This window comes from Flavihumibacter solisilvae (assembly GCF_000814475.1).
GTDB classification, from domain to species: domain Bacteria; phylum Bacteroidota; class Bacteroidia; order Chitinophagales; family Chitinophagaceae; genus Flavihumibacter; species Flavihumibacter solisilvae.
On sequence record NZ_JSVC01000034.1, the window covers coordinates 41050 to 56500 of the forward strand.

The 15451-nt window shown below is 45.9% G+C and carries 7 protein-coding genes; 4 read left to right on the forward strand and 3 right to left on the reverse strand.

The features are described from left to right. Positions 1-19: 19 nt before the first annotated feature. Entirely contained in the window at positions 20-805 is a 786-nt protein-coding gene (locus OI18_RS21905) for a hypothetical protein (RefSeq protein WP_039144044.1), read from the forward strand. Positions 806-962: 157 nt separating this feature from the next. On the opposite strand, the gene OI18_RS21910 is transcribed toward OI18_RS21905, so the two are convergent. After that, positions 963-6899, reverse strand: a complete 5937-nt coding sequence (locus OI18_RS21910; RefSeq protein WP_039144046.1) for an alpha-2-macroglobulin family protein — start codon at positions 6897-6899, stop codon at positions 963-965. A 53-nt stretch (positions 6900-6952) separates the two neighbouring features. Next, positions 6953-8095 carry a hypothetical protein gene (locus OI18_RS24060; RefSeq protein ID WP_052273482.1) on the reverse strand — a complete coding sequence of 381 codons (1143 nt, stop codon included), beginning with the start codon at positions 8093-8095 and terminating at the stop codon, positions 6953-6955. Positions 8096-8215: 120 nt separating this feature from the next. Between OI18_RS24060 and OI18_RS21920 the strand changes: the two genes are divergently transcribed. Further along, a complete protein-coding gene (locus tag OI18_RS21920; protein WP_152616927.1) occupies positions 8216-10465 on the forward strand; it encodes a hypothetical protein in 2250 nt (749 codons plus the stop codon). A gap of 20 nt (positions 10466-10485) precedes the next feature. Here OI18_RS21920 and OI18_RS24065 read toward each other — a convergent pair whose 3' ends face one another. Then, positions 10486-11085: a hypothetical protein gene (locus tag OI18_RS24065; protein ID WP_152616928.1), complete on the reverse strand. Its 600-nt coding sequence runs from the start codon at positions 11083-11085 to the stop codon at positions 10486-10488. Between the two features lie 408 nt (positions 11086-11493). Here OI18_RS24065 and OI18_RS21930 point away from each other — a divergent pair, with 408 nt between their 5' ends. Next, a complete protein-coding gene (locus OI18_RS21930; RefSeq protein ID WP_152616929.1) occupies positions 11494-12846 on the forward strand; it encodes a hypothetical protein in 1353 nt (450 codons plus the stop codon). A 2-nt stretch (positions 12847-12848) separates the two neighbouring features. Continuing rightward, positions 12849-15451 (forward strand): hypothetical protein (locus tag OI18_RS21935; RefSeq protein ID WP_039144052.1); only part of this gene is annotated, 2603 nt, incomplete at its 3' end.

The window sequence follows — 15451 nt, forward strand, 5'->3', positions numbered from 1 at the left end:
GCTTTTAAAGCTATCAGCTATGAAAAAGGAAAAGGAGCAGCTGCAAAGGACAACTCATCATGCCAGTCCGCTCATTTCTCAATCTTTTACAGGCGGAATGATCATCGGCATTGTACTGTTGATCATATTGGCTCATGTTGGGTTTTATAATACTTATATCAGCCATTTCCCAAAGTTTGAAGACTACATTAATCCGCGTCGTGGTCTTATTCATTTTACTGCGATAATACATTTTCATGGGATGATGATGATGGGCTGGCTTTTAATGCTGCTGGTTCAGCCCATTCTTATCCGGAAAGGAAATATGAAACTTCATCGCCTTGCAGGTCGCCTGAGTTATGTACTTGCACCATTGGTGCTGCTCTCCATGTATTTAGTTACCTATAGCAGCCTTCATCGTGAGTCAGTACATGAGGGAGAAATAGCAGTAGCAAGAAGAGTGGCGCTCGATGTGCCCTTGATCATATTTTTTGCTATACTTTATCTGCTCGCCATTTTTTCTACACACAAACCGGCCCTGCACAGCCGCTTTATGTGCAGTACAGCTTTTATATTTATCAGCCCGCCTTTGGCCAGGACGTTTAGAGCCTACCTCGATCTCAGCCGTGATGGTAGTATCGATATGTCCAAAAACATTATTATGATTCTTGCAGGAATAATTACAGTTATAGATTCCTGGCGGACCAAACGTATCAGCCCCTTTGCCCTGGTGCTGGGCTTCATGGTGTTGAACAGAGTCATCTGGTATATCAGGGACACTCCTTTTTGGCACTCAATAGCAAATGCGATTGTAAAAATATTCTGATGTACAAAATAAAGCGCGTAACAGGCAAGCGCAAGAGCCGACCCTGCCCGGGATTCTCCATGCAACTGGTAGCGACCTTTGGTTTAGGATTTCAGGAAATTACTGCAGCGAGCAAAAACAAGGGTTTGCTAAATATAGAAATTCTACTCTCACACCTTCACTCCACCGCCACCACCACGTTCTTTCCGTACGCCCTTACGCCGGGCTGATACATGCACTGCAGCGACGGCAACCCGGTGCTGAAAACTCCCTGCTTGGAAACAGTTACCTGGTAAGTCAGGGTTGACGTGCCTGCCGGGATACTTTCAGCGAAGAATTGGTAGCCGGCATCCCTGATCGACTTGTAGTAGGAAATCCCGTTTTCATATTCATGTCCACTCCGGTCGTTGAGTGGCTCGAAACATGCAGCCCGTCTGTCATCAAGAAATACATATTTCAGCATGCGCCGCGTTTCAATGGATAGCCGAACCTCAACCTTGTCGCCAGGCTTCAGCCGGAAAGCGGCTGGATCGATCGTTTCCCATGTATTAGCAGCTGAATTGTATAGGCGGTAGATCTTGCTGATCCTAACGGGACTGGACTCTGCCACATCCTGCATGTCGGAAAAGTAATACAGCATTATTTCGCCGGTGGTAGTATCATTATTTGTTCGACTAACTGTTAACTCACCTGGTATTGGTCCGCCTTGCAACAACACAATGTCTGCCAGTTTCCCGGTTAATAAATTGTCGGTTACCCGCAATGAATTTTTGTTCCATTCTGTGTTGAGTCCGGAAGGAGTGCTGCGGGCATGTCCCGGATGCTTTACCAAGAGGTTTGCCACTGCAGCTGTCGCCTTTGTCGTTCCCCAGGCATGGTCACTCTTTGCCCGGAGCAGCCACCTGATGATGCCATCAACTATTTCGGGCGACGAACCCGCTGTCTCAAATGCTTCCGCGATCATGGCGATACACTCATCTTTGGATACGTTGAGGTCGTCTGTATCCGACAGCGCTTTCCATCTTGTACCGGTCTCGTCGTTTATTGCCTGCTGGCGGATAGTCTCAAGCTGTAACTGCGCCTTTCGGTATAGTGGCGACCCGGGTTGTGCATAACGGAGGGTTACAGTGATCAACAGGGCTTCCAGTTTAATCGGCATCCTTCCTGCTAACTGCCAGGAATCCTCCAGCGCACGGTCCGCTTTGAGTTTTAAAGAGTCCTTCATCGGGTAATCCGATTTCCAGTAGGTCCGGGCATATAGGTATTTCAGCGGATCGTCCTGGTTAAGGATATTTCCAAATTGGCTGTCACAATATTTTACAAGGTTCCGGATAAAGGTGTTGAATTTTTCATCATACAGGCTCTCTGGCCATAGCAGTTTATCCTGCTTCAATTTTCCAAAACCGGCAAGCACGTATGTAGAAATATAACTGCTGCTTTTTCCCCCGTTGAACCAACTGACACCGCCATCTTCATTCCCGGCTTCAATGATTTTAGCCAACAGTTTTTTCACCTGCTCGCCGGCCGGCAGGGTGTCGAAAATCAACTTTAATTTTTGTTGGTTTAACGCATGTGCGTGGGACAGTTGCAACCAGGGCATCGTTTGCTCTCCAGGTTCATAGGGGAGGGGAGCTAATCCAGAGCCGGCAGTATCGGACCTCAACCGGTTCCATGCCCTGGCAAGCCCGGTATCAGTGCGCAACATATTCCTGGCGGTTGTGTATGCCAGCAGCTTATTGAAGGTTTGCTCCGTACAACCATAGGGATATAAGGCCAGGTAGGGCAGTGCGTTGACCAGGGTTGACTGTGCCTGGGGTGAGATCCCAAGACTTAACGCATATGGTTCGGCGTTTGCTGGCAATGGCGACAATGGCACCTGCACCGATGTTCCTTTATCGACAGTTACAGGCACCTGCCTGCTTACCAACACTTTCCGGGACAGAACCGGAATCGTGTATTCCTCCCCGTCAGAAAAATTCCCGGCCCTTGCCGCGACCCTTATCACCAGGGGATGCAAAAAATCAACCGGGACTGCCAGCCTGAAGGATACAAAACCATTAGAAGAAGAGTTAACGCTGATCCGCTGTTCAAATGATGTGAGCAATTTGTGGGTGAGATCCTCACCTGTCACTGCGTCCTCTATAATGCATTTCAAAGAACCTGAAACACCAATGGTATCAAGATTGATGATCCTTGTTTTGAGTACCAGCTGGTCGCCCTGGTAAAGAAACCTGGGCATATCGGTCTGAACCATTAACGGAAGCTGGCTCACGATCTTTCTTTCCTCGTAAATGAAAGTAGAGCGTTTGTCGTGCGCAAGCATTTTCCAGTTCCATTCCGTAACACTTTCCGGCATCGTGAAAGATATATGGTACATGCCATCCCTGCCCGCATGTAGCTGTGGGTAAAAGAAAGCAGTTTCTGAAAAATTCTTCCGAATCTTAACTGGAAGCTCTTCCTTATTCTCCGGCAACTGTACAGGTCCTTTTGTACTCATGATCAATACGCCCCCTGCTGCGCGAGCACCATATAGTGCCGTCGCCTCTGCGCCTTTCAGTACTATCGAACCAGTGATGGCATCCAGGTTCAAAGTGGAAAGATCTTTCTCATATACCTGGCCGTCAAGAATAACAAGCATTCCCTTGTAGGTTGACAGGGAAGCCACACCACGTATCACAACAGCCGAGGCAGTCGATTGCAGTTTACGCTCGCCAGAATAAGCCATCACCACCACTTCTTGTAAACCAGCCGTATTCATGACGCTTAAACCGGCAACGCTACCCTGCAATGCCCCCGCAAGGTCATGTTTTAAAACTTCTTCAGAAACCCGCTTCGAGTTTTTCCTGTTGATACTGCGATCCCAGTCACTGCTTATCCCAACATGATTTTCCCTGTATGGAAGGTGCCATTCATGTGGCTCAATTTTTTCCAGTGAGGCATCATACATTCCAGTCATCAGTTCCATCGCTTTGTTCCCATCCCTGGTTTTTATGGAGACGTTGAAGGTTTCCTTTTCACCCGGAACAATTTTTTTGCGGTATTGCTCAATGATCAGCTCGGGATTTTCAGATACCTTCCCGGGTATGAATACCTGCTCTTCTTTCCTGTACAGTCGATTATTGAATACATAGATATGAGTCAGTAATACTCTTTCCACCGCGCCGGATGGCAAACGATATTTCCACTCCTGTAGTCCCTTTTTCTCGGTCCGGGTGAAATATTCATATTTTTCTTTCAGACCTGACTTACTCTTTACCAGGTAAGTTACCTGGTAAATGGAGTAGATTTCTCCCGCGCTGTTTCCACTATACCAATTGATCTCAATGGCCTCGCCAGTTGAACGGGTTACGAGGTGATGAAACGGATCCTTGAGCATTGGAAAGCTGCCATTGGCAGGGTCAAAGACCTTGAACGTTTTACTGTTAGTTCCCACGAGTAGGCCATCTTTATAACAATTCGCTTCAAGTTCAAAATAACCGCTGCCAATGATCTCTGCAGGTAAGGAAAATTTATTGTTTTCACCCGTTGTATAGGTTGTCGTGTAAAGCAATTTTTCGCCATCGCTTATCTCATAGAGCTTAAGTTCCAGTGATTTGGCGAGAGGTTGACTTAACGCTGTTTTGGCGCTAATGAAAACGGGGGACAGCTTATTCTTTTCGAAGGCTGTAGGAATACGAATATCGATCATCACCGGCGTGGATTCCAGGTTAACCTCCAAAGACTCCTCGTGATTTTCCCCGGTTCCATCAATTGCTGTGACTGTGATGCCATACCAGTTTCTCTTCTCTTTGCCTTCCAGCATCAAACGCCTTACCAGCGTATCATTGATCCGCAAATCATATTCACCTTTAGCATTTGTTTGCACTTCACCCTGCAGGAACAATTTTTCGCTATAACCACTAGATTTCACCTGGTATCGCAAAGTGACATTATTCATTGAAGCGCCGGTAAATGACCTGGCAATCATTTTCACGTCGAACGGATCGCCTAAGTATATTTCGCCCTCAGGTTTTTTCAGCACCAGTTCGAAAGTGGGTCTTTTGTATTCTTCCACTTTGAATATGCCTTCGTTGTCATATGAATTTTCAAATTCCTCACAATAGAAATCCCACTCGCCGGTCGCTGCGTTTTTAGGGATCACGAAGGATCCTGCGAAAGAGCCGTATGCGTTAGGCAACACTTTAATGGAATCAACTTCCCGGCCGAAGCTGTCATTTATGTAGATGTTGATCCTTTTTTTGCCCAAATTCACCAGTAGCCGGTAATACAGCTTTTTAATCGCAGAGTATCCCAGGTTCTTCCAGTTCAGAATTTCCATCTTGCCTGTCTTAGGATCCGGGGCCAGCAGGATTCCTTTGTAATGCACAGTTTGCCCGGGACGGTAAACAGAGCGATCCGTGAAAATATTCACCTTAACATTGTCTTCATAGAATTCCATCAGGTTGTCATAATCCTCTTTGTTGTAGGTATCCTGGTTGTTATAATTTTTGCTTTCATTGGCCCAGGTAGCCAGTGTGTCCAGTCCTTGGTAAATGGTGACCGAGGCTGATTTCTTTTTCGGATTGATCAGGTAGCCGGCTTCATTGACCTGCAGTGGCTTGTTGATGCCTCCAATTAACACATTGGCGCCTTTAAGTGGCTGGCCGGTTTTCCTGTCTAGGGTAAAGAGCCGGCTGTCATTTTTGATCATCACGATATTGGTCACGTGGATGGGCAGGAATTCAATCCGTGTATTGCCTTCAACAAGGGGCTGGTCTGAGTAAAGGAACATATACTTGCCGTATGCAAGTGGACTGGTGTGAACGATTGTATCATGCCAATGGAAATCTAATCGCGCCAGTGTTGTATGTATACCGCTGTCGGCTTTAGGCTGCGCCAACAAAAAAGAAATTCCTTTGTCGTCTAAGTGATCTCTTGTTTCCTTTACCCTTACGGTGCGGTAATACAATTTTCCGATATTCCTGAATTTTAGTTCTATCGGGATCGGCTCACCCGGAAGCTGGTAGACGTTAAATGAAAAGTGGAACTCCGGCTTTACGATCTTTTTTTCCATGGTCGCCAGTAGCTGGTCCAGGACCGGGAAGCTGTCGAGTGTTGTTTTATGCCGGTGATACAGGTCCAGTGTCCTCCTGTAAATGCCATTGACCAGGGTGTCCCCCTCTCTGTATTTTGAGGCTTTTTCATTCCAGGCAAGACACAGCTGGAATACGCCGTTTGCCCTGGCTATCGGGTATTGGGAATTTAGCAATCGCTGAAGATATGCTTCGTAAAGTGCATGTTTGGTACTGTCATCAACTCCCTGTTGGTAGAAACGCTTACGGGCCAGTGATTCAATGTAGTAGAATATTCCCGGTGATTTAAGGTGCGTATTTGCCCAGTCTTTGAAGCAGTTGTAAACTTCCAGGTTCCTTTTGTCGAAATAAATTGCAGGGTCAGTCATGCTGAAAAACTCATCCTGGCTTAAGTTTAGCCAATCAAGCCGTTCAATGAATTTATAGGATAGCCGATCAAGAAATTCTACCTGTTCGGCATAGGCTATATCAGTGAACCTGGGTTCAAACAGGAAAGTTTCGGGACTCGAAGAAAGCCAAAGCAATTGCCTGCCGTCTGTATAGTTGAAGTTTTTTGCTTCCCGCAAGGCTTGTGAAAGATGTTGGAGAATAATAGAGTCAAGTTCACCAATCCCGATCGTGCCGTAATTGACTTCATCATTGGCGCCTGAAAATGCCTGCTTATTCCTGGTATTAAAAAATCTGTGCCGGAACTCTTTCAGCCTTTCTGCTTTCGTGAGGTGGGTGATTGCAGTAAACAACGATGGCGATGTACTGTGCTTAAGTATGCTGTCCATGTATGCACTGTTCCGCAGGAACATGCTGTCTTCGCTCCTGATGTCGGCTATTTTCAGCAGGTTATGGAAGCACCTTGCAACTGTTACGTCATCATTTTCCCGGATTGCCTTTTCCTTGTACTGCAATAATTTCCCTTTTACATCTTCTAAAAGCCAGCGCCGCCTGATACTCGTTTCAATATCAGTCCAGTTAATGGAGGATTGTTGTGCATAGGTATGAACCGAAGAAAGTAGGATAAAAACAGCGGTTCGGATAAGGTGCTTCATTCCGGTAGGGGTAAAGGTTAGTCTTGCGGCTAATTTAATTCGATATCAGCATTTTATCGGGATTCCACTCCGTAAAATTTAAACCCATTATTCACTTTCACAAATTGAAAATTGTGTACCTGGTTGTTATACCAAACGCCGAAGTTTATCTGGGTTCTAATTGACACTTCGTAAATGATCAGCTTCCCTGGTTTGGAGGGACGAAAGTGGGAGGGCTCCATGTCCTGGTAATCTGTTGCGCTGATCTTAAACTCACCGTTCTTCATATTGTTCCAAAGTTCACTGCCAGGAAGGATGGTCCTTGTAGAAGTTATGAAAGTATCAATTGGTTCCACATCATTATAAAAATCGGGTGAAGCAAATCCTTCACATACGGAACATACTACACTGTCGAGCGATAGTTGCTTTATTTTTTGTGTATCATTCCTGTTTATTGCTTCCAGTAGGTTTTCCCAGGCTTTGAGAAGTAGCTTTTTATCTTTTTTTGAAATTTTGTACTCACCGGAAAAAACAACGCTTTGGAGAGGGATATCGTGTGTTGTTGTGTCTGGAACGCCAAAATAGCCTCTTGCCCGAAGTACGCCCCTTTTCTTAAGTTCAAAGAGTTCGTTCACATAGTTTCCGTAAACCGCAATGGCTTTGCCGCCAGCTACCCTGTAGTACGGTTCCGGATAGTAGCGCCTGATTTCTTGTTTTTTCAACCTGGTTATATCAAATGAAACTTCGTCTGCAAATTCTAACACGACAGGCTTTACAGGATTGATTGTATCATCAGTCCGGTCATGATCATAAAAGTCATACGGCCCGGCCCATCTGCCATCGTTGGTCTTATACAGGTCCTGGTACTGGTATTTTTCATGGTAGTATTTCCCGCTGTCTTCCACGAGATACAACAGTACTGTCGGATACTTTTCAAACGGTGGCCGGCCATAATGATCTAAGACAGTGAATTCTATAGTGTCGCTATTGTAGTTGCCGCAAACTATTTCGAGGATCCTGTACCTGGCAGTAAATATTGCGTCGAATGTAGCTTTTTCAGTCTTCACCACCTGCAGGTCTATTTTCTGACCGATAAAGACAAGCATGTTGCCCTGCCCCGAATTCTCCATGCAGCCTGTCATCCGGGTTTGCGAATTGGAGGATACTGCTACAAAGAGCAGCATGAATGGCAAGATGATTCGGGGAAGCTTTTTCATTGGAAAGAGTAGGGTTTGCTAAATATAAAAATTCTCTTGAAGACCGGGAATTTTCCCGGTTGACATAAATTCAAACGAATGTTATTTTGTGATACGGGTAAATATTTAAAACAACTGTTTATGAAGTTCAAAAATCTTTTTGACGGGCTTGTGAAAGACATACTCGAAGATCCCGACAGCAGCGCCATGTTCCGCGAATTTATTGATAGGTTTAAGGACCCAGTTAGATTGCTGGGAATACAAATTGATGGAGTGGAGGTGACGCAATCCATACAATACTTCCACGCCGACGAACACCTTACCTCCGCTGCAGATAGAGGGCCAGACAATTCTATTACCCTGGTTGTCGACAAACCTGCTATGGTTAGGGTATACGTAAGCAGTCGTATAACACCTGTGAATAACGTTACCGCCGAGGTTACTGTTCAACGGCGCCGTTATGGGGTGTGGGTTGACGCGGAAAAGCTGACACAGCAATTTCCCGGATCGATAAATGCGGATACCTCCCCGGATTATGCAACGCGAAGGCGATCGCTATGGAATACGCTCAATTTTATTATTCCTGCTGCTAACATGCGCGGCCGTATGCGACTGAAAGTAAAAATTACCTCCGGCGGTTCAGATCCACTCATCGCTGAAAAGACTATTGAGATTAGTGCTTTTCTCAAACAAACACTGCGTGTTCGCGGGATCCCCGTTCAATATTGGGGACCCGATAATGCCGGCAACCAGGTAAAGCTCAGCGCCCCAACTCTTGCAGATTTTCAAACCACCAGTGCAACAGCGGCGCAGATGTTCCCGGTATGCACCCAGCCTGATATTACTCTGGCAGGCACCTTCACATGGAGTAACCCGCTAACAGGTAATATGAAAGACGGTAACTGTCCCAAAAGTTGGGACGACCTGCTTTTCTGGCTTTCCATTGCCAAAGCCATCGACGGCAACAAAACCGACCGAACCTATTATGCGTTACTACCAAACAATATCCCGGTCGGCAATACAGGAGGCTGCGGGGGCGGAGGGGCTGTTGGCGCCGGGTTTATCAATCGCGGCATGAGTATGGCACATGAAATTGGTCATGTGTTCAACTTTTCTCATGCGCCTGGCTGCCTCCCTGCTGATGATAAAAAATTCGATACAAACTACCCCGCCTATGAACCCTATGATAGTGAGAGCAGCAAAATGGCCAGCATCGGAGAGTATGGTATCGACACTTCTGATAACTGGGTCTATGATCCGGCTTCAGCAAGAGATTTCATGTCTTACTGTCCCACACGCTGGATTTCCCTGTACCATTATAAGGCATTGATCGAAAATCCCATCCTGGATCCGCAGATCGTAAGCAGCAGCACTGATGAGCTGCCTCCCTGGGTAGAGGAACAATATATCGATCCCCTTCGTGTGCCTGACCCAACACCGCCCTGGCTGGGGAGAAGATTGTTTGAAAAGATGGACCTTCCGCAGGTATCCGTTATCGTTATTAGTGGATTCACCCAGTTCGACCGGATCGACGTGCAAAGTGTGATGCGGCTGAAAACACGGTTATGGTCACAGGGCAGGGCCGTAAAAGACACCCTGGTGGAACTGCTCAATGCAAATAATGAGGTGGTAGACAGGCAGCAACTGTATAATCTCGAGACGCAGCCCTGCGGCTGTGGTTGCGGGGGGCATGGCAAGGCAGCTGCCGATACGATCGGCATCATACAAGCCATACTCCCCGACAGGGATGATATTGCTGCTATCCGGATCACCCGGAGCCAGGAAGAAATATGGTCGCGCCGGGCTCCTGCCGGAAGGCCGGAGATCAGGGATTTCAACGTCGAGGTACACGGTGAGGAGTTGTTCCTGTCCTGGGTAACCATTACCAATCAAAATACTATCGAACGATTCGTTCGCTATTCAACAGACAATGGCGCCGAATGGCACATGCTGGCGTTGAACCTTTCGGAAGACCGTTTGCAGGCTCCAGTCAGTAACCTGCCACCTGGTAACCTGGTATTACAGGTGTCTGTATCAGATGGCTTCCATACCGTCACCGCTCAAACGACCGTGGACATTCCTCGTGCCAGCGGATCCGTTGCCATCATGTGGCCCACACAGGGTTGCGTGGTTAAATCTGATACTGCGCTGCATTGCTGGGGAATGGCATCAGATCCAAATGGCCAAGCCATTCCTGGAAGATCCCTGCGGTGGGAGCTCAATGGACAAGCCATTGGTGAAGGCACTGAGCTCTGGGCAGCCTTGCCACCATGGGAAAGCGAGCACTGCCTGAAACTGGTTGCCGGTGATGGTGACCGTGAGATTTCCACGAGTGTCAATTTCCTTGCAACTGCATCGGGAAAGAGGCCATACCGGAAAAGCGACTGTTAAGTGGTGCAGGCCAACCTTCGCTATTGGCCTGAAGCTGTCAAAACTAAAACCGCAACCAGGTTAACGCCAAAGGCTATTCCCCAGTTCTTCCACACTTTGCCGCTTTTGATGCTTTTGGCCTTTTTTGTGTAGCCATTAAAGTAATCGGGTTTATTCATTAACTCAGCTGAAGGGTAATTAAGGTTGCTGTCCTTAGGTGTTGTTGTTGAGCAGGTGATGGCAGGTATCAATCCTAACAAGGGCGAAACTAAACCAGTTATAAGCGTTCCGCCACCTGCGCCTTTGTAACCCTTATAATGTTTTGAAGCATCGGATTGCCCCAGGTGATACAAATCTTCCCTGGAGTATTTGTCATATGGTTTTAATTCAACGTTTTTGGGTTCGTCTATAAACATATCCCTTGTCCCATTTGAATATCGGATCATCACAATTTCGGATTTAAGTAAGGAAAATGTCGGGCCCTCAAGGTTGTCGTATTTTTTATATTTGATATCACTCTGGTTTACTTCCAGAACCTTAACTCTCATATCCTCTCCCGACCTTTTAGTTATAGTGTCCTGCGAAAAACAAACTGATACTGAGAATAGCATGCATAATGATGATAAGATTAATAGTTTCATCTGCTTATAGTTGGTTTAAGGCTTGAAGGGTGCGGGATCAAACGGGTTAATATATTAAACCCTAATGGAATTTGCAAGTAGTCTCTGTGGAATTGTGATCTGGCATATGCGAAATGTTCTCCTTGCAGTAAACTGTTGTTTCCGTCTAGTTGGTTTTTTAAAGTTAACGTACCCCTCACCGTTTGCAGTAAACAGCCTCAAAAAAACGGTTCATGGTCATTTTCCTACGGTTCATGGGCGAATTTCTACGGTTCGACAAGAAAAAGTTGCGGGATGCCTTCAGGTGTTACACCTTTATTCCAACCTTTCCTAACCTAGATGCCTAGCCGACTGCTATTAATTTTACTGGTTCTCACCTTAATCTGCTCAACCTCGCCGGTAAGCGCCCAGGATACACCGCCGAGCCGTATGGATCAGGTTCTTTCGTTCCCAGATAAGCTCTCCCGGTCACTGGCTACACAGCAATCCAAACTTGCAGGTAAACTTGACCGGCAAACCGAAAAATACCTTCAACGCTTACTCCGCCAGGAGAAGAAATTACGTCGTAAACTTGACAGCAAAGACAGCCTCATGGCCAACCAACTTGGCTTGGGTAGCGATTCTTTAGTCAATTCCTGGAAGAATGTGTTAAGCGCAGATTCCATTAATATTTCATCTCTTCCTGCTCAATACAGCGGCAAACTGGATTCCATGAATACCGCTCTTAAGTTCCTCAAGGAGCAACCAGGGCTTAACGGTATTTCAACTGCGCAATATGACAAGTTAATGCAGCAGTACGGCGGACTCCAGGGCCAATTGAACCAGACGGAACAGCTGAAGAAACTCGTACAGGAGCGTAAGCAGCTATTGATGGACAAACTGGCAAATTCCGGTGTCTCTAAGCAGTTGAAGCAATACCAGAAGCAGGTTTTTTATTACCAACAACAGCTACAGGAATATCGTGCGGCACTGGAAAATCCCCAGATGTTGGAAAAGAAGGCGCTTGAGGTATTGAGCAAAGTGCCGGCTTTCAGGAAATACTTTGACAAGTTCTCTCAATTGGGAAGCATGTTCCGCTTACCGGGACAGACAGAAGATATGGATCCGTCAGCAATGCTCGCAGGTTTGCAAACCCGGCAGAATGTTTTGGCTGAACTCAATAACCGTCTCGGTGGAAGTGCAAACACCCAGCAGGCAATGGCCAATGGATTTAAAGAAGGTCAATCTGAGCTTTCTTCTCTTAAAAGCAAGTTGACCTCCTCTTTAAACAGAGGTGAACCGGTAGATATGCCCGGTTTCAAGCCTAATACTGAAAAAAGCAAGTCTTTTTTAAAACGGCTCGAGCTTGGTACAAATATGCAAAGCACCCGGGCCAATAATTATTTTCCAACGACTTCAGATCTGGGTCTGAGCGTGGGGTATAAACTGAATCCCAAATCGATCATTGGAATCGGCGCTTCCTATAAAGTAGGGTGGGGTGAGAGTATCCGAAAAATCCGCGTTACTCATGAGGGCATGGGATTGAGAACATTTTTTGACTGGAAAATAAAAGGCAAGATATGGGCTACCGGCGGCGGCGAGTGGAATTATCGTAGCCGGTTTGATAACCTGTCAGTGGTAAAGAGTATCAGTCAATGGCAGCAAAGCGCGCTTTTGGGAATGCAGATGAAGCAGTCGGTTGGAAAGTACAAGGCCACTGCTTCTTTGCTGTATGATGCGTTGTGGCAAAACCAGGTTCCTAAGGCACAGCCAGTTCTTTTCAGGGTCGGATATAATTTTTGAAAATGCAGTTATTAAAACATTTGGTTGTTAATATGTCAAAAACATTTGTTCCTATGAGGCTTTTGTTGACTTGTTTCAGTCTGTTTCTAGCTATTGGATTGTCCGCTCAACTCACAAAGGTTGACAATCTAAATTCACAGGAGTTTTCAAGAATTATCCCTGCTTCGCCTACAGCTTCTGCACTGGGCAGGTATGGAGATTGGCCGGTAAGTTATGCGACCGGAACGCCTTCTATATCTATTCCGATTTACGATATTAAGGTGGGTAAGTTATCACTGCCTGTGAACCTCAGTTATCACGCGTCCGGTATAAAGGTTGAAGACATACCCTCATGGACCGGTGCTGGCTGGTCGTTGAACGCAGGTGGCGCAATCAGCAGAACCGTTTTCGGATCAATGGATGAAAATACATTGTGGTATCCGAATTTAAAGGGGGCAAATATGCCGGCTTCGTTTGATGTTGTTAATAACCAAAGTCACTATGATTATTTTACTAAAGTCGTTGGTGAACTTGGTATTGGGCAGTACGATGCTGAGCCTGATATTTACTTTTTTAATTTTGCCGGCCAGTCCGGGAAAGCATATATGGATGAGAATGGGAGCTTTCATTTTATTCCGCGGAAGAATCTGAAGATTAACGTACATGCTATTACCACACAGCCCAGGAGCCAGCAATACTGGGAGGTCGTAGATGAGTCGGGCGTTACCTATATACTCGGCCAGAATGAGACGCTGGAAACGGCTATCACGACTATTTACCCCCCGCCTCTGTATGCTCCGACTCCATATCATGCCGGACCAGTAACCGCATGGTACCTCAATAAAATGATCTCTGCTGATAAAGCCGACACTATCCATTTTGAATATGTCAACAAATTTGAGTTTTATGTTAAAAAGGCTGAGCAGTCGTATAGAGTACCATTAAGTCAATACTCTCCGGGTTCATTAACGGAAGCCGGATTTGGATATAATTCAAATGTAGTGTCGGGTATTAAGATGGGTGATTACAATATGTCGTATACTGGCAAGGCACAAATCAGTCGGATTTATTGGCGAAATGGAGAAGTTAAGTTCATTCCAGGTGCAAACCGTACTGATATTTCGGGAGTTGTGCTTGATCGGATCGAAATATATAATGCAGCTGCGCAAAAGATCAAATCCTTTCAACTTTCCTATATTAATGATCCAAAGCGACTGTTTCTCGACAAGGTGACGGAAACAGGAAAAGACGGGTCAGTTTTGCCACCTCACCAGTTTTCATACACCCCAGGACTTCCGGATCGTTATTCGGATAGCCAGGATTACTGGGGATATTTTAATAATGCGTCCAACACTCACATGTTGCCTTACGAGAGTGAGCTTGACAAGTTCTACCTCAGATCGGCGCTGGGAGCTTTGCCAAATGCAAACAGGGCTCCCGTAGAGGACTATATGAAAGCCGGCAGCCTGGAGAAGATAACCTATCCTACCGGGGGTTATACGTTGTTTGACTTTGAAGCCAACAAATACTATAAAACTGGCTATGCTCAATATTTAATGTCTCTAAACGAACCAGGAACTTTGACATATCCTACGGTGACGCTTGAAGCATTGGATCAAACACAATTTCCTTCACCCTATAACCCGCGTGTTAAGGAAGTTTATTTATTCAATCCCGAGGTCATGAGTTTTTCTATAGACTTTCGAAACTACAGGAAGGGCGCTTGGGAGCGGGATTCATGGTTACCGAAATTCAAAATTCAACGTGTATTGAACGACGGCTCAGTACAGGATATAATTGTCAAGGATGCATTTAACAACTGGGACGAGGCCGCCAAGGATTTTAGTCAGGCGTCCTCCCTGGGCGTTGTCCACCTTCACATTGACATTTATAACCAGCTATTAGAACCCGGACTTTATCGCTTTGTCACGGACCTGACCTGTGGAAAACCAGGTGGTGATTGTGGACAAGCGATACCTGCGTCAAGCGCAAAAGCCGTTTTCAATTGTCAGTATTATACGCCCCCTTCTTCTACCGTAGAAAATTCACGGCTATGCGGTGGGCTTCGGATAAAGAAGATCTCTAGTTTTTCTTCAAACGGTGCTATGGCAAATGAAAAGAGTTTTGAATATACCGATGTGACATCCGGGGAACAACCTGTAATAATTTCGACTGGGAAGCTATTGTCGAAACCGAAGTTTGCCAGTGTGTCTTATCAACCTTATTCGAATGGGACCAGTAATGGCTGTACAGAGTGTCTTCATGTCATGTCTTTATCGATAACTACGCACGACCTATCAATAAATGGGTTATCCCAGGGGCCGCATATCGGTTATAGTAAAGTTCGGGAGCTGTTTTCAGGGAAGGAAAATGGCTACAAGGAGTATGAGTTTACTGCCTTTGATGATGAGTTCAATGATCCGTCTTTTGATTTTTCTCTGTTTGGAAATTTCGGAAGACCCCTATTCCTTCCCTCAACTAGTAACGAGTTCAAGCGAGGCTTACTCTTAAAAGAAACGACCTATAAAAAAAGTGGACCCACTCAGTTTTTACCTGTTAGTCAGATCATCAATGAGTACAATTATGGTGATAGCCTTAATGATAACAGCTTTCATTTGATGAAAGT

Excerpts from the sequence above, each read along its gene's own strand:
- OI18_RS21905 (WP_039144044.1), top strand. The coding sequence starts at position 20 with ATGAAAAAGGAAAAGGAGCAGCTGCAAAGGACAACTCATCATGCCAGT.
- OI18_RS21910 (WP_039144046.1), bottom strand. The coding sequence starts at position 6,899 with ATGAAGCACCTTATCCGAACCGCTGTTTTTATCCTACTTTCTTCGGTT.
- OI18_RS24060 (WP_052273482.1), bottom strand. The coding sequence starts at position 8,095 with ATGAAAAAGCTTCCCCGAATCATCTTGCCATTCATGCTGCTCTTTGTA.
- OI18_RS21920 (WP_152616927.1), top strand. The coding sequence starts at position 8,216 with ATGAAGTTCAAAAATCTTTTTGACGGGCTTGTGAAAGACATACTCGAA.
- OI18_RS24065 (WP_152616928.1), bottom strand. The coding sequence starts at position 11,085 with ATGAAACTATTAATCTTATCATCATTATGCATGCTATTCTCAGTATCA.
- OI18_RS21930 (WP_152616929.1), top strand. The coding sequence starts at position 11,494 with ATGGATCAGGTTCTTTCGTTCCCAGATAAGCTCTCCCGGTCACTGGCT.